The sequence below is a fragment of the Soonwooa sp. genome (genome assembly GCF_032062245.1).
GTDB lineage: Bacteria > Bacteroidota > Bacteroidia > Flavobacteriales > Weeksellaceae > Soonwooa.
Genome location: NZ_DAMBQF010000019.1, coordinates 19,524 through 41,599, shown reverse-complemented (window position 1 = coordinate 41,599; position 22,076 = coordinate 19,524). Strand labels below are relative to the sequence as shown.

Below are 22,076 nucleotides of genomic sequence, written 5' to 3'. Positions count from 1 at the left end.
TTTAACATAAAACAAAAATCTATTGACTATGGCAGACTCAATATCAGACGTTTCTTCAGAGCTTTTTCGAACCATATTAATGAATACTTCCATCGGAATCGTGTGGATGGATTCGGAGAATTTTAAAATTAAAACCATAAATCCTGCACTTCTTGATGTCTTTGATCTTGATGAAAATTGTATTGGCAAAAGTGGTTTAGACGTTTTTCCAGATTTAATTCTGAAAGATAATGTAGAGATAATTTCGGATATTATTATTAATGGAGGAAAACATAAACATGTTATTCAACTTTTAAAAAATGATGCGGAGAAGTCAGATGATGTACAATTTTTTGTTTTAGAAATTTCTCGTGTTAATTTTGAAAATGAATTTGGACTAATGATAACGCTGCGTCAAATTGGAGAGCGATTGTTCTTCGAAAAACGCATGGCAGAATCGAAAGACAAGTTCGATTACCAGGTGGCTGGATCATTGTTTTCGAAAGCAATTTTGGTTGGTGAAGATGCGCAGATAGAAATCGCTAATGAACGTATGATTTTGACTTTGGGTAAAGGTTATAATATTTTGGGCTCTTCTATTTTTGATTTTTTCCCAGAATTAAAATCTCAAAAAATCGCTGAGTTATACAAGCTTTGTTTGGAAGAAGAAACAAAGATTTTCGAAAGGTGTATTCCCATAGAAATCAATATTAATGGTGTTCTCAAACATTTATTTTTAAAATTTGCTTTAAAACCGATAACAAACAAAAAGGGAGATCAAAAGGCAGTTTTGTTGTCCGTTCTTAATATTACCGATTTGGTTCTTGCAAAGCAAAAGTTGTATGATAGAGAAGCTTTGCTCAAACATTTTATCGAAAATTTACCAGTTGCCATTAATGTTTTAGAAGGTAAAGATTTTGTTTATCGCGTTTCTAATAAGATTTCGGAGAGTGTTTGGGGATACAAAATAGACATAGGAACTCGCGTTATTGATACTGTCCCAGGTATTGAAGGACGTCCTATTTTTAAAAATTTACAAAAGGTTTTTAATGAAGGTATTCAGTACGAAAAAAAGGAGTACGAATATGTTGATGCGAAAGGAAATACACAATATATTAATTATATTTTTCAGCCAATTAGAGATGTTAATGGTAATGTAAAGTATGTGATGACTTTGGGTTATGATGTTTCGGAAGAACTAAAATATAAAAAACAACTTCGAGAAAACGAAAAGAAATTTAAAACCTTGGCAGAGTCGATGCCGCAATTGGTTTGGACTGCAGATAATGAGGGTAGTGCTGATTATTTTAATAGTAATTGGTATACGGTAACTGACATTCCGTATGGCGAAAATCCTTGGGGAAACCTCGAGAAATTATTAGGTGTTTCGCCCTCAGAAGCTAAAGTTCTTACCGCAGAATGGTACAATTGCATCGCCAATAAAAAAGTTTATGAAAAGGAAATGTTGTTTAATAATTATAAAAAAACGGGTAAAAAACACTGGTATTTAGTGAGAGCAATTCCGATTTATAATGACGAAAAAATGGTCGATTCTTGGATCGGAACTTGTACAGATATCGACGATTTCAAACAATTACAACAACAGAAAGATGACTTTTTGGGGATTGCAAGTCATGAGCTAAAAACCCCGCTAACCAGTCTAAAATTATATTCTCAGTACATGGGAAGAAATCTGCAAAATCTGGGAGATACTGCTAATGCAAGTGTTGCTCGAAAAATGGACGAGCAGATTAATAAATTGACAGAGTTAATTGCTGAACTTCTTGACGTTACAAAAATCCAAAACGGAAGAATAGAATTAAAATCTAGTAAATTTGATTTTAATGACTTGGTGAATGAAGTTGTAGAAGAACAACAAATGGCAAGTAGACATCAGATTCTGGTTAATGCTAAGCCAGTTGGGATGATAGAAGCCGATCGTCATCGACTGTCGCAAGTCATGAGCAACTTGATAGGTAATGCGATCAAATATTCACCAGATGCTGACAAAGTCGTTGTAACTGCTGAACATTTGGGTTGTAAAATTAGATTTTGTGTTCAAGATTACGGCATAGGGATTCCAGAAGAAAAAATTGAACACGTTTTTAAACAATATTATCGTGTGAGTGGTGAGAAAGAACATACAATTCCGGGTTTGGGAATTGGTTTGTATATTTCTGCCGAAATCATCAAAAGAAGTAATGGTAACATTTATGTTAATTCTGAGAGGGGAAAAGGGTCTAATTTTTGTTTTGAACTTCCTGTAAAAAACTAATACAATCTTTTCTCCAATGTTGGAATTAAATAAAAAAATTATCATCGTTGATGACAATATTGCGATTTTGGATTCGTTGCAGATGATGTTGGATTTGGAAGGTTATGATGTTCAGATTTTCGAAAAAGGTTCTGAAATGTATCAACAACTTGACAAAAGCAATTTGCCCAATCTTATCCTTATGGATATGTGGTTGGCTGGTGAAGACGGACGTGATATTTGTCGATTAATTCGTGCCAATGAAGATTTTATGTCACTTCCAGTTATTATCATGTCTGCAAGTCGAGGCCTCGCAAATTCCGCTATAGAAAGTGGTGCCAACGAATTTGTTGCCAAGCCTTTTGACCTTTTCGATGTTTTGGATAAAATTAAAAAGTATAGTGATAAAAATTAAAAGACTGCCTTTCTAGACAGTCTTTTTAATTTAATTTTTAATAAATTTCTCAATCTTTTCGCCATTGTTTATTTTTAAATAATAAACGCCTTTTTCAAGATTCGAAATGTCTATTTTCACAGAGTTTTCAGTTTTAAGAAGTCTTCCTAGATTATCAAAAATTTGCACGGTTTCGATTTTAGAATTGGTTTTAATTTCGATAAAATCCTTAGCAGGATTTGGATAGATGCTAAAGTTGCTTTGCTTCACATTATCCACCATTAAATATTGATTATAGGCTTTTCCAAAATTAACAATACCATAACCTTGTTGGTCTGTTGGCGCAGTAGCATGAGAAGCAGTCGAACGAAGTTTATTTTTAACATCATCAAGATTGACACTTTTTGGTAGCGCTTGTAGCAATGAAGTGATACCTCCAGCCGACAAAGGATTTGCCAATGAAGTTCCGCTTGCTTGGGTCACATTATTGTTGAAAACAGTTGCCGTCGCCACACCTCGAGCACAAACATCAGGCTTAATAACTCCCACAGAATTGGGTCCGTAGGATGAAAAGCTTGCACTAACACCATTATAATCGACAGCACCAATAGAGAAGACTTTTGCATTGTCGGCTGGCGTTATGATGTAAAACCAAGAATTATCGGCTTCGTTACCAGCCGCAAAATTGATGAAAATTCCTTTTTCGTAAGCAATTTGCGCACCTCGAGCAATAAAGCTGGTTGTGCCATTCATATCTGCGTAGGTGTAATCGTAGCGACTATCATCAAACTCGTAATAGCCCAACGAAGTCGAAATAAGATCAACGCCTTTTCTATCTGCTTCTTCGGCAGCTTCGATCCAATAGAGTTGCTCTTCTGGGATTTCGATGTCTGCATCTTCAGAAACATATAAATAAAAATTAGCGTCTGGCGCAGAACCGACAAATTGATTTAGAATAAAACCGCCCATTGTTCCTAAACAAACAGCACCGTGCGAGTTGAGATTTTGATTATAAATATCGTTGTTTTTTGAAACGAAATTATAACCACCTTTTATTTGTCCATTATCTCTCAACCTTTTGAAAGCACTTCCTGTATTTACACTAGGAAAGCCAGTGTCGATAACCGCAACCGTCATTCCTGTTCCGGTGTAACCAGCAACATGTAAACTTCTTAGATTCATTTGGTCAATTTGTGAAGCTGCTTCACCATAGTTAAAGTTGGCTCTATTTGCTTCTAAATTTTGCCATTTGTTAGGACGTTCGGCTTCCGATTTTTTTCCGCCGTTGGGATTTCTCACAAAAGATTCCACATGCGAGACGTAAGGCTGCGAGTTTAAAGTTTGGATTTGTGCTGCGGTTGCATTAACAGCAACACCATTTAACCATTTGGAATGGTCTTTAACGGTGAATCCTAAATTTTTCACATTTTGAATGTAAGAAGCTTCAATAGGAGCATCTTGATCGTTGAGAGCAATCGATTTGTGAGTTCTTCGATCCAAAGATTTTTGCGATAATTCGGATAAAGGATTTGCATAAAATGTTGCTTTGTTAGGTTTATCTTTAAAAAAGACAAAAACCAATTCCGTTTGTTGAGCTTGGGCGAAAAAGAGTCCGCCAAGCATCAAGCTGGTAAAGATTTTTTTCATAGATTTATGACAGGTTATTTTTTGTATAACTAAATTAAGCTTAAATTTACAAAATCAAAGTTTCGTTATGAAAAAAATTCAAATGGTTGACCTTCAAAGTCAATATTATAAAATAAAAAATGAAGTGGATAACGCTGTAATCAATGTTATGAATTCGGCAGCGTTTATTAATGGGCCAGAAGTTAAATTTTTCCAATCAGATTTAGAAAATTATTTAGATGTTAAGCATGTTATCCCGTGTGCAAATGGGACAGATGCTTTGCAAATTGCACTAATGGCACTGGATCTGAAAGAAGGCGATGAAGTTATCACTGCAGATTTTACATTTGCTGCAACAGTTGAAGTTATTCATTTGTTAAAATTAAAATCTGTTCTAGTAGATGTTAATTACGATACATTTACCATCGATCCAGAACAAATTAGAAAAGCAATTACACCAAAAACTAAAGCGATTATTCCTGTGCATTTGTTTGGACAATGCGCGAATATGGAAGAAATCCTAAAAATTGCTAAAGAACATAATCTTTACGTTATCGAAGATAATGCCCAAGCTATCGGTGCAGATTACACATTCTCAGACGGGACAGTTAAAAAATCTGGAACTATGGGAACGATTGGTACGACGTCATTTTTCCCTTCTAAAAATTTAGGTTGTTATGGTGACGGTGGAGCGATTTTCACAAATGATGATGATTTAGCGCACAGACTTCGTGGTATTGTTAACCACGGCATGTACGAAAGATATTATCATGACGAAGTTGGTGTTAACTCTCGATTGGACAGCATCCAAGCGGTTGTGCTAAGACAAAAACTTCCATTATTAAATAATTATAACGAAGCGCGTCAATGGGCGGCTAATTATTATAATGAAGCATTTGCTGGTCATGCGGATATTTTAACACCAGTTACAGCCGATGATACTAACCATGTTTTCCACCAATATACTTTAAGAATTACCAACGGAAAACGCAACGAACTTCAAAAATTCTTGTCTGAAAAAGATATTCCTGCGATGATCTATTATCCAGTTGCACTTAGAAAACAAAAAGCTTATTACCAAGAAAGTAACGATGCAGATTTTGTAAATACAGATAAACTTTTGAATGAAGTTATTTCTCTACCAATGCATACAGAGCTGGACGAAGAGCAACTGAAATATATTACAGACGCAGTTTTGGAGTTTATGTCTGTAGAATAATTTCGAATTAAATAAAACACAAAAAAAATAATGGCAATACTAGTAACCGGAGGATTAGGTTATATTGGTTCGCACACGGTTGTAGAACTTCTTAACAATGATTTTGAAGTGATAATTGTTGACGACTTATCTAATTCTGAAAAATTTATTTTAAATAATATTGAAGAAGTTTCGGGTAAGAAACCAATTTTTTATCCATTTGATCTAAGACGAAAAGAATTATTATCTCAAGTTTTTGAAGCACATAATATTGAAGGTTGTATCAATTTTGCAGCTTTCAAAGCGGTGGGCGAAAGTCAAGAAAAACCTTTGGAATATTATGAAAACAATTTGTTTTCGTTGATTAATATTTTACAGGAGTTTAAAACTAGAAATGTATCTAATTTTATTTTTAGTTCTTCTTGTACGGTTTATGGTCAAGCGGATCAAATGCCAATCGACGAGAATACGCCTCTTAAAATGCCAGAAAGCGTTTACGGAAAGACCAAACAAATGGGCGAGGAGATTCTGAAAGATTTTGCTTTAGCGAATCAAAAGAAAATCACTTTGCTACGATATTTTAATCCAATTGGAGCACATCCATCAGCTAAATTGGGCGAATTACCAATCGGAGTTCCAAATAACTTGGTGCCTTATGTAACTCAAACTGCTGCGAAAATTCGTGAGAAGTTAAGCATTTGGGGAGATGATTATCCAACAGAAGATGGTACAGCGGTGCGCGATTATATTTATGTTGTAGATTTGGCGAAAGCTCACGTTGCGGCGCTTAAAAAACTAATCGATTCTAAAGAAGAAACGGTTATAGATATTTATAATTTAGGGACTGGAAAAGGATCATCGGTTTTGGAAGTTGTTAAAGCTTTTGAATCGGCGAATAATGTTGACGTTCCGTATCAGATTTGTGATCGTCGCGCCGGCGATATTACAATTGCTTATGCTAACGCTGATAAGGCTGAAAAAGAATTAAATTGGAAAGCTGACACTTCACTAGAGGAAGCGCTGAGAACAACTTGGCAATGGCAAAAATATTTAGAAACAAGATAAAACAAAAAGCGATTCCTACGAATCGCTTTTTTTATTGGGTTGAAAATTTGATTGGGCTAAAATTAATTTTTAATAATTTTCTGGTTGGACGTTTCACCATTTTCAAAAAGGATATTCAAGTTATAGACACCTTTATTCAATTTAGAAATATCAATTTTGTTCGATTGGTAATTATTTAATTTTTTACCATCAATACTGTATAATTCGATGTTTTTAATTTTATCGTTTGATTGGATATTAACTTCATTTTGACTAGGATTTGGATATATGCTTACGTCTTTTTTAGTAGTTTCGCTCGTTCCTAATACAATAGTTTGTGATAAAACTGGACCAATCCACAGACTTTCTTTGTTAATATCTGTACATTTTGATTTGATGTAATTTTCATAGGTCCAATATACCGTTAAATTATTCACGCTCAAATTACTTTGGTCTGTGTCAACATAAGTTTCCAAACTCGTAGAGTAGCCACCTCGACGTCCATATAAAACTTGCGATTGTACAGCAGTTGGATTGGGCGTCCAGCTTAGATCATAGCTTTGATTAACCTGATTACTTAGCTTAAAATTAGTCGGACCATTACATATAACCTCACCGTTACTTGCGTTTTGAAGATACATCGAAATAGGGAAGTAGCCTTCATTATTGGCGAAAACAGCATCAGGAACTTTTAGTTTTATCGTATGTTGCCCAGCAGCTAGATTTCCAAGTTTTATCTCTCGATTTGGAATGGCATCACCAGGACACCAGTTGCTGAAAGATAACCAGTTGCGTAATGTTTTTTCGGTCGAACCGTAGATGCCGTTGCCTTGCGTATTTACAACACGGAAAGGCTCACAAGATTTGCCACCAGGTCTGTATTGATGCACAAGATTATCATCGAGATAGACATAATGCTCACGCCTTACATATTCTTCACCATTGGTATTGGCGCCGTGATTAGATGAAATTAAATGTAAAACCGCATTGTCAACAGGAGTATCTAATGTGAAATTTACGGTTCGTGTTGTAGTGCCAGGTTCATCTGTTGAATTGTATTTATTAAGATTTGAACGATAAAGTAAAGGCATGAAAAAATTAGAGTTGGTCGGTGCAGAACCTGTAGAGACAAATCTTAAATTTCCTCTAAAAACATCTGTTCTATCTGCACAACCAGCAACTTGTGTGTTAGCTGCTGCTGAATAACCATCCGCACGGAATTCAATCCAAATGTCATAATTCTGAGTTATCGAGGTGTCGTGTAAAAGATTCGCAAGATTATCAGTTTTAAATTGATAAGGCACCGTGGTTGGCGTTTTATTCTTGTTCATAAATGGTGTTATAAAACGACCAAGTTCGATACGTTTAACATCTGTTTGCTCCCAGGTATAAGTCGTCAAACCTTTCGGAACTAAAGCTATATTAATACCTGCTAGACGATCATAATTATCACATGCAGCGATAAGATCAACCTCCACAGAAACACTGCTGCCAATACTTGCGATTTCTTCGGGCGTTAATTTTCTAGAAATTATATCACGCTCATAACCGTGAAGTCGGATGGCGCCTGTCGGAATTTGTGAGTAGGCTTCAGGCGGAAGACTTTGTCCTTCACCCAAATAATGGTACATACTGTAGAACGGAACATCATTAAAAACTGTCACATTTTGAGCGTTTAACGATAGTCCAAGACTTAGCACAGCGATGCCAGTTAGTAGTTTTTTCTTCATATTAGATTTAGTTGTAAAATTGAATCTAAATATAAAAAAAATACTAACGTATTTAATTTTAATTACGAAAAATAAAAAGAATTAAGAAATTTCTAGATGATTTCGATATTCATCCCAAATGATTTTGAACCACTCCGTATAACGCTGCGGGAATTCTTCAATTTCGCGTTTTAGCTCGTTGATGGAGATGTATTTTATATCCGCCACTTCTTCAGGATTTAGTGTAAAATCACCGTTGTATTCCCCTGTGAAAACATAGTCCAACTCATGCTCCCAAAGTCCTTGTCCAACATCAGCTTTATACAAAAAATTAAAACGCTCTGTTAACTCTGCCGAAATTCCTAGTTCCTCTTGCAGACGGCGTTTTGCGGCATCTAGGTAAGATTCGTTTTCGCGCGGATGACTACAACATGCGTTGGTCCATTGTAGCGGCGAATGGTATTTTCCGGCGGCACGTTGTTGCAATAGCATTTCACCTTTGTCATTAAACAAAAACACCGAAAAAGCCCGATGTAGCAAAGCATTCTCATGCGCTTGCATCTTCTCCATCAATCCCAAAACCTCGTCCTGCGGATTTACTAAAACTACGCGTTCTTCCATATCACAAAGCTAATCAAAATTTTCAGAACATTTTTTAGAAGCTATTCCTGCTGTTCGCTGTATCTTGACGGTCTCGCTCAGACGGCTCCGCTGCGCTCCGCCGCCTCACTCGCCGCAAGGATGCCGCTTCCATCAGGGCTAGGATATTCTGCGCAATTGACAAATTGATTTTTTTGAAGATTTATGATTTGTGAATTATAAATTATAAATGTTGATTTACATTAGGTTACATTTCTTGGTCGCTGAAATCAATACATATTGAAAAACTCATTTTATTCTGATGTTTATTTTACTTGCGTCAAGCTGTCTATAATAGGAATTAAATTTTCTTCGCCGTGACCGCCGCAAACAGCAATGACGACCTTACCCGTTTTATCAATCACATATCTAGCAGGTAAACAACCAATGCTTAATTGCACTTGTTTGGATTTGTTTGGATTCCTAGAATTATCGATTTGATCAAAAGGTAGATTGGCAGCTTTCATTTTTATATGAAGTGCTTTTTCATCATCTACCAAATCATCAAGTATACCAATGAATTCGGCTTTTCCTTGTGTTTTGTCATAGGCATTTTGGATTTCTTTTACCATGTCATAATATTAGCAAGCTTGCAAATAATCTTGATTGTAACCAAAAATGACTATAGTTTTTCCCAAATGATCCTTTAAATTGAAAGTAGCGCCAGAAAACGTTTTTGCGGAAAAATTCTTAGGTTTTTCGCCGATATCAAGTGTTACCAATTTTTTACGATAATCTGCAATTTCTTTCTGAAAGTCGGCTTCCGATTTCTCTTCTTTTTTACACGAAAATGCAAATGTAAGGATTAGCGTTAGTAAAAGAAGTTTTTTCATAATTGTATTTTATGTTTCTAATACACAATTTTTTGCTAAACAAATTCGCCCAGAAAATTAATTTTCTGGGCGAATTAAATATTTTAGTTAATGCTTTTTACTTGGCGTTTTTCCACTCGTTAGCGAAGTCGATGAAATCTGCTACAGACAATTCTTCAGCTCTTATATCAAGTAAAGGATGTGCTTTCATACTTTCAGGGATATTGAGAACTTTTAGGGCATTGCTCAGTTTTTTACGTCTTTGGTTAAAACCTGCTTTCACAATTTTCTTGAAAAGCTCCTCATTGCCTGCCAAACCTTCTTTTGGATTTCTGAGCATTCTGATGACGCCAGATTTTACTTTTGGCGGCGGATTAAAAACATTTTCGTGAACCGTGAAAAGATAGTCAACATCGTAATAAGCTTGGATCATCACGGATAATATTCCATAATCTTTGGTGCGCGGTTTTGCGGCAGTGCGTTCTGCAACTTCTTTTTGGAACATCCCGACCATCTCTGGCACAACTTCGTAATTGTCAACTATTTTAAATAAAATCTGCGACGATATATTGTACGGAAAATTCCCGATAACAGCCAGCTGCCCTTTAAAAACTGTAGGAATGTCAATTTTCAGAAAGTCTCCAACAAAATGTTGTTCTTGTAACTTCGGATAATGAATTTTAAGATAATCAATAGATTCGGTGTCAATTTCTGCAACAAAGGTTTCTGTTGTTTTGTCCAACAAAGATTTGGTTAGTACGCCCATACCGGGGCCAACTTCCAAAACTTGGTCATAACCTTGGTAAGAAAGTCCTTCGACAATGTTTCTTGCAATATTTTGATCGGTTAAGAAATGTTGACCGAGGTGTTTTTTAGCTCTTACGTTCAAGTGATTATTTTTTGCAAATTTAGCTATATTATAGATAAAATTACAATTTTTTTCAAATTTCTCTATTTTATAGATAATGATAAAGTTTTTCTTTTATTTTTGATGCCGTTTAAAATCAATAAAGTAAATGAAAAAAATTCTACTAGTTGCCCTTGCTTTAACGGGGTTAGTAAGTAATGCTCAGGTTCTAGAGCAACAAAATTATGACAATTTTGTATTAGGTAATCTTGGTACACAAAATGGTTACGACACTTTGCAAGGTGAAAGTGCTAACTATCAAATTGCTAATGTCGACAGTAACTTTGGTAAATCTCTTGTCATTGTAGGTCCAACAAAAAACAGTTCACAAACCGCATATTACGCCTTCCTAAAGTTGGGATTAGAATCTGGATGGGCAGCAAGAACAGTAGGTAACAACATCTACAAAGTGTCTTTTGATCTTTTTACAGGATCTGAAGCCGGAACTGGAGGTGGCTTGGCTAGATCAGTAACTTTCAATAAAGAGTTTTCTGCATTTGCAGGTATCAGCTACGATCTTGCAACCAAAACGATCAAAGGCTCTGCAAGAGTGACTAAAAAAGCAGATAACTCACCGGTGAATGCTTTGTTCACTTTGGGTTCAGAAACTTTTGCACCTAACACTTGGGTTAACGTTAGCTATTCTTACAACTCAGTTAATGGTGAGGTAACTTGGACGTATGCTGGTAATACGTATGTCATTAATAACAGCAATAATGCAACGTACAACGTAATACCTAACTCAATCCCTACAGAAATGGATTTTGTTAGCTCTTCTACCTCTACAAATACTGTAGTACACAATAACGCATTTGATAATTATAAAGCAGAAGCTATTGGAGGAAATCTTGCTGTTGCTACAACTGCAGCTACACCGTTAGCCGCAGTGAAAATATATCCTAATCCTGTACAAGACGTTTTAAACATTGTTACGGAAAGCAAAATTTCTATGGTTGAGATTTTTGATACAGCAGGAAAATTGATTAAAACAGCAAAAATTGCTCAAGTGGATGTTAATAGCCTTCCTAAAGGTCTTTATATGTTAAATATCACCACAAACGACGGTATTTTTACAGAAAAAATGATTAAGAAATAGTTCTTTAATCGATAATGGTTAAATGGTCGGAAACTTTGCTTCCGACCATTTTTTTTACTTTGATCAGCATAATTTTGCAATAAGGATGGCAGCGGCATCCTTTGTGGTGGCGCGAGGCGACGGAGCGTAGCGGAGTCGTCCGAGTGCCACTACAAAGATATAGCGGACAGCCCGACCGCAAAATGGGCTGGCCTAAAGCTTTGGTTTTTGCGGGATTGCCCAAAAAATATCCTCGAAAATTGATTTAGAATGTTTGCTTTTTATGATTTTATTAACAATACTTTGCCCTATTTTCAAGGCTTAAGTGAATATTATTTTCTATTTTAGCAGAAAATTTTTATTTAATGCCAAAGACTGTAGAGGATATTAACAAAAGTAGATTACGATCCAGTAACATTACCGTAGTTATAAGTATTGCTTTAGTTCTTTTTCTTGTGGGCTTATTCGGGTTAATCCTGATTAATGCTCAAAAATATTCGGATTATATTAAGGAGCAATTGGTTGTACAAGCTTATTTTGATGAGAATCTTGATTTAAAAGATTCTGCAAAAATCGAAAAAGCCAATCACGTGAGTTATGAACTTATCAAAACGCTTCCGTTTGTGAAAAAGGCAACTTTTATCTCAAGAGAGCAGGCTTCTGTAGAAGCTAGAAAAAGTATGGGAATTGACTCCGAAGCTTTGTTTGATTCGCATATTTTTCCGCCATCTGTAGAGGTTTCCTTGAAGCCAGAGTACGTGGATCCTGTAAAAATAGAACAAGTTGTAAAAGAGCTTTCTAAAGTGCAAGGTGTGAAGGAAGTTAAAAATGACGACACGCTAACCAAATATGTGTACAATAATCTTAACAGAATTTTGAAATGGATTTTCGGATTTTCTATTTTGTTTTTGATATTAGCGATTGTATTAATTAATAACTCGATTCGTCTTAAGATTTATTCTAAGCGTTTTATTATCAAGACGATGCAGTTGGTGGGTGCGAAACGACGTTTCATTTTGAAGCCTTTCGTAATCGAAGCGATTATATTAGGTTTGTTAGGCGCTTTAATCGGGCTTGCGGCGCTGGGTGGACTTTGGTATTTCTTCACAAACGAGATCGGAACGCCTTTCGTTAATGATCCTAATCAATACTTATTGTTAGTGATTGCTGTTTTTGCAGTGGGTGTTTTAATTACAGTTCTAAGTACTATCTTTGCAACTTGGAGATTCTTAAGATCTCATGTTGACGACTTGTATTATTCATAATTATGGCTAAAAAGAATAAATTTTCAGCGGATCAATTCGGAAGCCCAGCTTCTGCGCCAACGCCAAAAGAAAATAATTTTTATTTTGGGAAAACTAACTTCAAATGGATGTTGATTGGTTTGGCTTGTATTATCTTAGGATTTGTCCTGATGATGGGTGCTGACGCTAACACAACACCAGAAGGGAAGTTTGATCCTAATTATTGGAACGAAGGGATTTTTTCTGTAGTCAGAATCCGTATCGCACCTTTCTTGGTGATTGCTGGATTTGTGGTTCAGATTTATGCTATCCTGAAACGTGACAAAAAATAACTAGAATTTTATAAAATAAAATCATATTAAACTTTGGAAGAGTTCTGTTCTTTTTCAAAGTTTTTTCAATTTAACGACAAAAAACTATGGATTTAATAAAAGCAATAATCATCGCTATTGTTGAAGGTTTAACCGAATATTTGCCAATATCTTCAACGGCACACATGGGATTCGCTGCCAACCTTATGGGGATGGAAGAAACCGAATTTCTAAAAATGTTCCAAGTGTCGATTCAGTTTGGGGCAATTTTGTCTGTGGTTGTCGCCTATTGGAAAAAGTTTTTTGATTTTAATAATCTTAAATTCTATTTTAAACTAGGTTTTGCGGTTATTCCAGCCTTATTTTTAGGTTATTTATTCGATGATAAAATTGAAGCTGTTCTTGGTAACCAAATAGCAATTTCATCGGTTTTGGTTTTGGGCGGTGTTATTTTATTGTTTGCTGATAGTTGGTTCAAGAATCCCAAAATCGATGACGAAAAAGGCATTTCTATCAAGAAAGCTGTTACCATCGGCTTTTGGCAGTGTCTTGCGATGATGCCTGGGACGAGTCGAAGTGCCGCGTCTATTATTGGTGGTATGACGCAAGGTTTAACACGAAAAGCGGCGGCTGAATTTTCATTTTTCTTGGCGGTTCCTACGATGTTGGCGGTGACCGTTTATTCAGTTTTTGTAAAAACGTGGGGTAAAGAAACGGCAACACCTATGAAAGGTTATGAGATGATTATGGAATCTCAAAATCATATTATCGCTTTCATTGTTGGTAATATCGTGGCTTTTATTGTGGCACTTATCGCTATCAAATCTTTCATCGGCTTGCTTAACAAATACGGTTTCAAACCGTGGGGTTGGTATAGGATTTTTGTCGGTGTTGCTTTGTTGATTTACTTCCAATGGTTTAATAAATAGAATTATTTGGACAGCTTTTCCGCCTAAGCTTGTACTGAGTGAAGTCGAAGTGCTCTCACTTTTTTGTTTTCTAAAAAAAACAAAAATATCTCCGCTCAAATCGAGGAAGTAGATTCATCGAATCAAAAAAAAAACGGAAGAAATGATATAAGTCAGGCTGCCGATTCTAAGCAGTAGAAAAATTCTACTTTTTAGGATTTAGAAATTAAGATTTACGAATTAGGATTTACGATTTACTAATTAACTTTGCTTAAACATTAAACCCAAAACTAAAAACTAAAAACCAAAAACTGTCAACCATCAACTAAACACAATTTTGTGACGTCAGAACAATTACAATCAGGATATATATTTTTAGTGGACAAACCTTTGGATTGGACTTCTTTTCAAGCGGTTAACAAACTAAAATACAAACTAAAAAGAGAATATAAAGAACTTCCTAAGAAATTCAAAATTGGTCATGCTGGGACTTTGGATCCACGCGCAACTGGACTTTTGATTGTTTGTACAGGGAAGTTTACGAAAAGAATTCCCGAAATTCAAGATGCACCAAAAGAATATTGGGCAGAAGTGAAAATTGGTGTTCAGACAGAATCTTATGATACTGAAAAACCCGAAATTCTACATCAGGATTTTTCACATATTACAGAAGAAGATATTCATAAAACTTTAGAAAAATTTGTTGGCGAAATCGATCAAAAACCACCTGTTTTCTCAGCTTTAAAAATCGATGGCGAACGTGCGTACAACCTAGCACGCGCTGGTGAAGAAGTCGAAATGAAATCCCGAAAAACGACCATTCATTATATTAATGATATTAAAATTGATGGCGCTATGGTTAGCTTTATCGTTGGTTGTAGCAAAGGGACTTACATCCGAAGTTTGGCACATGATATTGGTCAAAATTTGGGAGTCGGTGCATATCTCACGCAATTGCGTCGTACCAAAATCGGCGATTACAGCTTAGAAAATGCTTCTACGAAATTTCTTGATAACGACTATCATTTTGAAGATTTGTAAATGAAAAAATATTTATTTTTTTTGTTGCTGGTATTTTCAAGTTTTGTTTTTTCGCAAGATTATCCGCCAAGGAAGAAATTAGGATTTTTTACAACTTTGGATGCTTGTGTTGGTTTCGATTTGGCTTCCATTATTAAAAATAGTCAAGCCAAAACAGATTACGAACTGAGGCAAGTTCCGCCAGGGAAATATAATTACGGATTTTCTTCGCAAGTTGGTTATCAGCCGATAAGTTGGTTTGCTTTGGCAGGAGGTTTACGTTACAGTTACATCGATCCCAATTATCATTTGTTGTATATTACAATTCAGCCTTACTTTTTTGTAAATGATATAACGGATGATGATTTCTTTTTTATCAGTGCAAAATTTGGTAATAAAATCAATCGAACAGCTGCGAAGAATGCTGGTTTTATTGGTTTAAGTTTAGGAAAAATAAAACCGATGACTAACAATCTAGGACAATATTTTTCGGTTAATTTGGAGAATCAAGTTTTGGATGGCGAAGGAACTTTCTTTGTAGGTTTAACTTATGGTTTGATTTTGTTTTCAAATAAAAGATATTAAAAATGGAAAAAACACGTATTAATAAATATTTGTCAGAAGTTGGATATTGCTCGCGAAGAGCTGCTGATAAGCTTTTGGAAGAAGGACGAATTACAATAAATGGTGTAAAACCAGAATTGGGAACTAAAGTTTCTGACGAAGACGAAATTTGTGTGGATGGTGTTTCAATCAGGAAAACTGAAGAAGAACATGTCTACATCGCTTTTAATAAACCTGTCGGCATTGTTTGTACTACAGATACAAAGCGCGAAAAAGACAACATTATCGACTACATCCAACATCCAAAACGTGTTTTCCCAATTGGTCGTTTGGACAAACCTAGTGAAGGTTTAATTTTATTGACTTCTGATGGCGATATTGTTAACAAGATCCTTCGTTCTAAAAACAACCACGGGAAAGAATATATTGTCCGAGTGGACAAGCCAATTACGCCTGTTTTCTTAAATAAAATGAGAAATGGTGTACCTATTTTGGACACAGTGACTAAAAAATGTGAGGTGGAACAAATCGATACCATGAGTTTTAGAATCGTGTTGACACAAGGTCTTAACCGCCAAATTCGTCGTATGTGCGAGTATCTTGGTTACGATGTTAAAAAGTTAAAACGTATTCGAGTTCTTAATATCAAGCTTGATCTTCCGATTGGCAAATGGCGAGATCTTACAAAAGAAGAATTATCAGAACTTAATCAACTTCTAGAAGGTTCTTCCAAAACATTTGATTAATTTTTTTATGAATTATGAATTATGAATTATGAATTATGAATTATGAATTATGAATTATGAATTAAGTTTGCCTTAAACCTTATTAAACCATCAACCAAGACCTATTTCGTGTACCAACGCATTCTCGTTTCGTATTCTGGTTTTAGTTTTAAAAATTTCCAGATTTTTTCATCATTTGGATATGTTGTTCGGTAGAAGATAATTTTGTCCGCTGAGTATTTGAAGTAAGGATGATTTTTCAACCATTCTTCAGGCGCTTCAACCAAAGTATATTTTTGCACATCGTCTGTTGAAAATTTACAAGTGTTTATCAACTTTTGCATGAGGTCTTTGTCAATATTATAAGTGTCAAGCATCTGTTGTGTGTTCATAAATCCGCCAAGTTTTTTGCGAAAACCAATAAAACTTCCTGCTGCTTTTTCATCAAAACCAAATTCAATTAGCTGTTTAAATGTAATTTTATTTAAGTCTAATTTCGAAAAGTCGGTTTCTTGTTTTGCAATGATTTTTTCAGAATTTGTTGTTTTAAAATTATTAGGATTGAGAATAATATGAGCTTTTAAGTCATTGAATTTCTCCTCAGAAATCACAAAACACGACTTAAAATCTTCTAAACTTCGAAAACTTCCTTTAAGGTTTTTATCGCGATAATTAACGATAACTTGCGCTTGTTTATCACTAAAACCAAGCTTTTTCCAATCGTCAATTTCTAAAAGATTTGGATCAAAATTTTTGTATTTAATTTCTGTTTTAGTTTTAGCAAAAGCTTTGAAATTGTCAGGCGTTTTTTCAGGAAGAAGTAAATAAGGTTTCATTTGAGAAAACTGTTCATCATTAATGATAAAACAATCTTTTAATTTTTCTTTTGACACAAAACTTCCGCCGAGATAGTTTTTATATTTTAAAATCGCTGCTGCTTGCTTTTCCGAAAATCCCATATTTTGCCAATCTTGTTGCGAGAGTTTATCAGGATTGAACTTCCCATTTATGTTTAAATTTTTTGCAATTTTTGAGTGGCTAGACTTTTCTGTCGATTCTTTATTTTCCAACAAAATAAATGCTTCAAGCTCTTTGAATTTTTCGTCCGAGATAGCATAACATTTTTTTAGTTGCTCTTTCGAAATAAAATTTCCACCAACCAAATCTTTGTATTTCAGAATGGTTGAAGCTTGCTTTTCCGAAAACCCCAAATCTTGCCAATCCTCGATGTGTAAATCATTCGGGTTAAACGGCGTTATTGATTTTTGTATCTTCTCGGTTGGCGCAAAAGTCAGATTTTCAATGTTTTCTGAGGATTTAGAAAATTGATTTTTGTAAAAATGGAATGTAATTTGAAGGCTTAAAAGAAACAAACTACTTATTAATAAAGCAATTATTTGTTTCCGTCTTATTTGATAGGAAAATTGCGTTTTCATGATGTTAGTATTTATTGTTAAAATTACAATATTTATAGAATATATTTCACTTGTTTTCTTTTTTAATTAAGATTAAATTTAATTACGAATACTTTACTGAAATGCTCGTAATGATTTAAAATAAAATTTACAAACACCAAAAAATAAAAATTATGAAAAAGTTAGTATTTGTCATTGCTTCTCTCGCGCTTGTTGCGTGTAAAGACGCAAAGAAAGAAAAATCGGTAGAAAGTGCCCCAAGCTCCGAAATTACAAAGCCTGAAGAGAAAGCTCCCGAGGAGATTGTGAAAACTCAAGTTGAAACGCCTGTTGCGTTAAGCACAAAATCTTTAAATGGCGAGGTAATCTCTGTAACGAAGGCTAAAGTTGTTGGTAAAGTTTTATATGTCGAATTAAATGTTAAGGCAGTAAAAGAAAGTGATGAGCATACGCCTCTTCATGTAATCAATATTAACCAAATTAACTACGTGGATGATGCAGAAGCAAAAAAACATGATGTTCTAAAAGATGATGAAGGAAAGTATCAAGCATCGCCTCTACAATCTTCTGGTTCCGACAGAATACAATTCTCAACAAAATATAAAAAAAATGGCGTTTCAGTTAGTTTAAAATTTGCACCGCCGCCAGAAACAAGCAAAACGATTACGTTAAATATCCCAGATTTTGATTCATTTGATGCAATCCCAATAACACGATAGTCATGAGGTTTTCATATATATTAGCAGTGTCTACTTTAGGTTTTATGGCGTGTACTAAAACCGAAAAAACGACAGTTGTTATCAAATCCGACTCTGTCCAACAACATGTTTTGACGGATAACCAAAACGAAATGGTTGAAGAAACAAAACCTACGACTACAATGGAATCTTCTGATAATGGAGGAAGTAGTTTGACAGGAAATGTTAGCAACCTTAATATTAAAATCAATTTGTCTGCCGACCAATTATTTGATTTTGATAAAGCGGTTTTGAAACCAGAAGCTGATGCAGAGTTGCAAAAAGCATTTGACGACATCAATGGAAAAACGGAGGCCACTGTCTTGGTTGTAGGTCACACCGATGCAAAAGGCTCTGACAATTATAACAAAAGATTATCGGATCAACGAGCAAATGCCGTTAAAAAATGGTTAGAAAATAAAGGTCTTAAAAATCAAATTTTGACAGAAGGAAAAGGTGCAAAAGATCCAATAGTACCTAATACGAATCCCGATGGATCGGACAACCCTGAGGGACGAGCAAAAAATAGACGAGTAGAAATAAAAGTAAGTACACAACAATCTCTTTAATTTTTAAACAAAAATGCTAACCACAAGGCTAGCATTTTTTTATTCAGGAAGTGTGTCCAATGATTTTTTTAGTTTTTTAAGTTCCGCTTTAACAAACTCTAGCCGGTCGAGGATACTTACAGTTTCAGAAATTTTTGTATTTGTAGTTAACGCAATGCGTGCGCCGTCCAACGTATATCCTTTTTCTTTCACCAAATGGTAAATCATCTTTAAATTTTTTATGTCTTCTGGCGTAAAATATCGGTTCCCTTTTTTATTCTTTTTAGGTTTAATAATCGGGAATTCCTGTTCCCAATATCTTATTAAAGAAGTATTAACGTCAAATGCTTTTGCAACTTCGCCAATAGAATAATAAAGTTTGTCCGGTAGATTAATCTTCATGAAAAATGTAAATAAATACAAAATTAGTGAAATTACCACAACTAAAGAATGTTGAATAAGTAAATCTTATCTTTGAAGAAAATAAAAAAATTATGAAAGTAAAAAGTTTATTAGCTCTGGGAGTTTCTTTCGCTTCTGCGGGATTAATGGCGCAAACTGGTGGAATCAGCATCTCTTTACACGATCAATTCGATAACAAACCACTTTCCGGAAAAGTAAGAGATGTAAAGACCGACCGCGTGTACGAAGGTGTTGGAAGCATCTCTATCGATTCTTTACACGCTAAAAATTATACTTTCGAAATTATTGCAGACGATTATCAAAAGTCTTATTTGTATGATGTAGACATTGTTCCGAACCAAAAATTAAGTTATTCTGTAGGTTTAACAAAGCTGCAAGCTACCGAAACTAATATTGCGGAAGTCGTCCTTAGCAAAAGAAAATACAAAACCACGCCCGAAAGTCCAGTTTCTCTGCGTTCTATTACCAGCGAAGAAATTCAGAAAAATGCAGGTTCTAATCGAGATGTTTCTAGAGCTCTTTTATCGCTTCCCGGTGTTGCTACAACCACAAGTTTCAGAAATGATCTACTGATTCGTGGTGGTTCTTCCATGGAAAATAAATATTACATCGATGGCATTGAAGTTCCGACCATTAATCATTTTCAAACGCAAGGTGCTTCTGGTGGGCCACGCGGCATTATCACCGTTGATTTTTTGAAAGATGTTGATTTTTACAGTGGCGCTTTTCCGGCGAAAAGAAATGGCGTACTTTCTTCTTTGTTTGAATTTAATTTTCGAGAAGCAAGAAAGGATAAATTAGGCTACAAATTTGTTTTGGGAATAGATGATATGCAGCTGATGGCGGATGGTCCTTTGAGTAAAGATCAATCTTGGACAGGATTGTTCTCTGCGCGTCGCTCCAATCTTCAGATGATGTTTAAATCGATTGGCTTGCCGTTTTTGCCTTCATATTATGACGGACAGTTTAAGGTATCAAAAAAATATAAATCTGGTGACGAATTGTATTTTTTAGGAATTGGAGCTATTGATGATTTTAAACTTAACTTTAATGCAAAGAAAACACCTGAAAATGACGCTTTGCTGGATAGACTTCCTATTTCTCCGCAAAGAAATTATACGTTAGGCGTTGGTTACCGTCATCTTGCACAAAATGGAAATTGGCTTTTTACGCTCAGTCGAAATTGGCTTGATAATAAAGCCAAAAAGTATTTTAAAAATATTGAAGAACCTCAAAATTTAATCCTCGATTATCATTCCAAAGAACTGGAACATAAGTTAAGAATCGACCGAAATTGGACGATGGGAAGTTTTAAATGGAGTGCGGGAGCAAATCTTGGACTTTTAAATTATTACAACCATTCCGTAAACCGTTACATTTCTCAAAATAACATAAATAATGACGATTACGAAACCGACATGAATTTTATGCAGTACGGTTTCTATGCGCAAACTGCCAATAAATTTTTCGATAACAAATTGAGTGTTTCGGCAGGAATTCGGCTAGATGCAGCTTCCTACTCAAAATTAACAAGCAATCCTTTGGAGCAATTTTCACCAAGAATCGCTTTCAATTATAAAATTGATGATCATTGGGGAATAAGCTTCAATACAGGAATTTATTATCAGTTACCGCCGTTTACTGCTTTAGGATTTACAATTAACAATGCTTACATAAATAAAGTTGATTTAAAATACATTAAAAATCATCAGTTTGTTGTGGGAACAGAATATAACGGCGATCAAAATTTACGAATCACGCTGGAAGGATATTACAAAAAATACAGTCAGTATCCTTTTTCATTGAGAAATCAAGTCAGTCTAGCCAATCTAGGAGCTTCGGGAAGTGCTGTTGGTCTCGAACCTTTGGATTCGCGTTCAAAAGGTGAAGCTTATGGACTTGAGTTGCTAGCTCAAAAACGTACAGATAATGATTTTTACGGAATTTTCGCTTATACGTTTGGGTATTCTAGATTTAATGACAAAAATGGCAAAATGCTAGCTTCATCTTGGGATGCAAGACATATTGCATCTTTAACGGCTGGCAAATATTTTGGACGAAATTGGAACGTAAGCGCCCGTTTCAGAATGCAAAGCGGTTTCCCAGAAACACCATATGATACTTCTAGATCCAGCATAGTAAGTATTTGGAATGTTGCGAACGGACCAGTGTATGATTACAATTTACTCAACACCGGAAGAGGCCGTTTGGTTCATCAATTAGATGTTCGTGCAGAGAAAAAATGGATTTTCAAGAAATGGCAAATTACTGGTTATGTAGATGTTGTAAATCTTTACGGATCCCAAAGTCCTAGTAATTTACCCGTCATCAACATCGAAAGAGATGGCAACGGTAACGGAATTGTGAGCAATCCTTCGGCGCCAATTCAGGATCAAACTTATCAATTAACTTACGAAAAGCAAGACAGACAGCACGTTTTGCCTTATATGGGAATTATTGTCGAGTTTTAATTTTAAAAAAAGATTGAAATTTTTATTCAAAATAAAAAGCCAATAGCAAAGAACTATTGGCTTTTTTAATGAG

Annotated in this window: 22 protein-coding genes; 14 read left to right on the top strand and 8 right to left on the bottom strand. The window is 35.1% G+C overall.

What is annotated here, in order from left to right; translation table 11 throughout:
* Positions 1–28 precede the first annotated feature (28 nt).
* Together RT037_RS09865 and RT037_RS09860 are read left to right on the top strand one after the other, a co-directional pair.
* The gene (locus RT037_RS09865; RefSeq protein ID WP_312324132.1) at positions 29–2,254 is read left to right on the top strand and encodes a PAS domain-containing sensor histidine kinase; all 2,226 of its coding nucleotides are present in this window, start codon (positions 29–31) and stop codon (positions 2,252–2,254) included.
* A gap of 16 nt (positions 2,255–2,270) precedes the next feature.
* On the top strand, positions 2,271–2,648 hold the full coding sequence (locus tag RT037_RS09860) for a PleD family two-component system response regulator (protein WP_313030581.1): 378 nt from the start codon (positions 2,271–2,273) through the stop codon (positions 2,646–2,648).
* Between the two features lie 30 nt (positions 2,649–2,678).
* Here RT037_RS09860 and RT037_RS09855 read toward each other — a convergent pair whose 3' ends face one another.
* Positions 2,679–4,274, bottom strand: coding sequence for a S8/S53 family peptidase (locus RT037_RS09855; protein WP_312324458.1), 1,596 nt, complete (start codon positions 4,272–4,274; stop codon positions 2,679–2,681).
* A 67-nt stretch (positions 4,275–4,341) separates the two neighbouring features.
* Here RT037_RS09855 and RT037_RS09850 point away from each other — a divergent pair, with 67 nt between their 5' ends.
* Positions 4,342–5,472, top strand: a complete 1,131-nt coding sequence (locus RT037_RS09850) for a DegT/DnrJ/EryC1/StrS family aminotransferase (protein WP_313030577.1) — start codon at positions 4,342–4,344, stop codon at positions 5,470–5,472.
* Between the two features lie 30 nt (positions 5,473–5,502).
* The gene (galE, locus tag RT037_RS09845) at positions 5,503–6,516 is read left to right on the top strand and encodes a UDP-glucose 4-epimerase GalE (RefSeq protein ID WP_313030575.1); all 1,014 of its coding nucleotides are present in this window, start codon (positions 5,503–5,505) and stop codon (positions 6,514–6,516) included.
* A gap of 62 nt (positions 6,517–6,578) precedes the next feature.
* On the opposite strand, the gene RT037_RS09840 is transcribed toward galE, so the two are convergent.
* The 5 genes from RT037_RS09840 to rsmA all read right to left on the bottom strand — a co-directional run bounded on the left by RT037_RS09840 (position 6,579) and on the right by rsmA (position 10,544).
* A complete protein-coding gene (locus RT037_RS09840) occupies positions 6,579–8,225 on the bottom strand; it encodes a peptide-N-glycosidase F-related protein (RefSeq protein ID WP_313030573.1) in 1,647 nt (548 codons plus the stop codon).
* An 81-nt stretch (positions 8,226–8,306) separates the two neighbouring features.
* The gene (gene idi / locus RT037_RS09835; protein WP_312323278.1) at positions 8,307–8,825 is read right to left on the bottom strand and encodes an isopentenyl-diphosphate Delta-isomerase; all 519 of its coding nucleotides are present in this window, start codon (positions 8,823–8,825) and stop codon (positions 8,307–8,309) included.
* A 284-nt stretch (positions 8,826–9,109) separates the two neighbouring features.
* A complete protein-coding gene (locus RT037_RS09830; RefSeq protein ID WP_313030568.1) occupies positions 9,110–9,415 on the bottom strand; it encodes a hypothetical protein in 306 nt (101 codons plus the stop codon).
* A 9-nt stretch (positions 9,416–9,424) separates the two neighbouring features.
* Complete coding sequence (locus RT037_RS09825) at positions 9,425–9,676, bottom strand: hypothetical protein (RefSeq protein WP_313030565.1); 252 nt, start codon at positions 9,674–9,676, stop codon at positions 9,425–9,427.
* A 97-nt stretch (positions 9,677–9,773) separates the two neighbouring features.
* On the bottom strand, positions 9,774–10,544 hold the full coding sequence (gene rsmA, locus RT037_RS09820) for a 16S rRNA (adenine(1518)-N(6)/adenine(1519)-N(6))-dimethyltransferase RsmA (protein WP_313030561.1): 771 nt from the start codon (positions 10,542–10,544) through the stop codon (positions 9,774–9,776).
* A gap of 127 nt (positions 10,545–10,671) precedes the next feature.
* On the opposite strand from rsmA, the gene RT037_RS09815 reads away from it, so the two are divergent.
* From RT037_RS09815 to rluF, 7 genes are all read left to right on the top strand, one after another.
* Positions 10,672–11,658 carry a T9SS type A sorting domain-containing protein gene (locus RT037_RS09815; RefSeq protein WP_313030557.1) on the top strand — a complete coding sequence of 329 codons (987 nt, stop codon included), beginning with the start codon at positions 10,672–10,674 and terminating at the stop codon, positions 11,656–11,658.
* Between the two features lie 344 nt (positions 11,659–12,002).
* Positions 12,003–12,902, top strand: coding sequence for a permease-like cell division protein FtsX (locus tag RT037_RS09810; RefSeq protein WP_313030554.1), 900 nt, complete (start codon positions 12,003–12,005; stop codon positions 12,900–12,902).
* A gap of 2 nt (positions 12,903–12,904) precedes the next feature.
* A complete protein-coding gene (locus tag RT037_RS09805; RefSeq protein WP_312323269.1) occupies positions 12,905–13,213 on the top strand; it encodes a DUF3098 domain-containing protein in 309 nt (102 codons plus the stop codon).
* Between the two features lie 86 nt (positions 13,214–13,299).
* Positions 13,300–14,121, top strand: coding sequence for an undecaprenyl-diphosphate phosphatase (locus RT037_RS09800; protein ID WP_313030551.1), 822 nt, complete (start codon positions 13,300–13,302; stop codon positions 14,119–14,121).
* A gap of 318 nt (positions 14,122–14,439) precedes the next feature.
* Positions 14,440–15,141, top strand: coding sequence for a tRNA pseudouridine(55) synthase TruB (gene truB, locus RT037_RS09795; protein WP_312324564.1), 702 nt, complete (start codon positions 14,440–14,442; stop codon positions 15,139–15,141).
* A complete protein-coding gene (locus tag RT037_RS09790; protein WP_312324563.1) occupies positions 15,142–15,705 on the top strand; it encodes a hypothetical protein in 564 nt (187 codons plus the stop codon).
* 2 nt (positions 15,706–15,707) lie between these two features.
* On the top strand, positions 15,708–16,430 hold the full coding sequence (gene rluF, locus RT037_RS09785) for a 23S rRNA pseudouridine(2604) synthase RluF (RefSeq protein ID WP_313030547.1): 723 nt from the start codon (positions 15,708–15,710) through the stop codon (positions 16,428–16,430).
* Between the two features lie 101 nt (positions 16,431–16,531).
* Here the strand turns inward: rluF and RT037_RS09780 are convergent, their stop codons facing one another.
* The gene (locus RT037_RS09780) at positions 16,532–17,845 is read right to left on the bottom strand and encodes a helix-hairpin-helix domain-containing protein (protein ID WP_313030545.1); all 1,314 of its coding nucleotides are present in this window, start codon (positions 17,843–17,845) and stop codon (positions 16,532–16,534) included.
* Positions 17,846–17,997: 152 nt separating this feature from the next.
* On the opposite strand from RT037_RS09780, the gene RT037_RS09775 reads away from it, so the two are divergent.
* Both RT037_RS09775 and RT037_RS09770 read left to right on the top strand, forming a co-directional pair.
* The gene (locus RT037_RS09775; RefSeq protein ID WP_313030543.1) at positions 17,998–18,543 is read left to right on the top strand and encodes a hypothetical protein; all 546 of its coding nucleotides are present in this window, start codon (positions 17,998–18,000) and stop codon (positions 18,541–18,543) included.
* Positions 18,544–18,545: 2 nt separating this feature from the next.
* Positions 18,546–19,130, top strand: coding sequence for an OmpA family protein (locus tag RT037_RS09770; RefSeq protein ID WP_313030539.1), 585 nt, complete (start codon positions 18,546–18,548; stop codon positions 19,128–19,130).
* 39 nt (positions 19,131–19,169) lie between these two features.
* On the opposite strand, the gene RT037_RS09765 is transcribed toward RT037_RS09770, so the two are convergent.
* Complete coding sequence (locus RT037_RS09765) at positions 19,170–19,511, bottom strand: MerR family transcriptional regulator (protein ID WP_313030537.1); 342 nt, start codon at positions 19,509–19,511, stop codon at positions 19,170–19,172.
* 92 nt (positions 19,512–19,603) lie between these two features.
* On the opposite strand from RT037_RS09765, the gene RT037_RS09760 reads away from it, so the two are divergent.
* Positions 19,604–22,003 carry a TonB-dependent receptor plug domain-containing protein gene (locus tag RT037_RS09760; RefSeq protein ID WP_313030534.1) on the top strand — a complete coding sequence of 800 codons (2,400 nt, stop codon included), beginning with the start codon at positions 19,604–19,606 and terminating at the stop codon, positions 22,001–22,003.
* Positions 22,004–22,076: the final 73 nt, after the last annotated feature.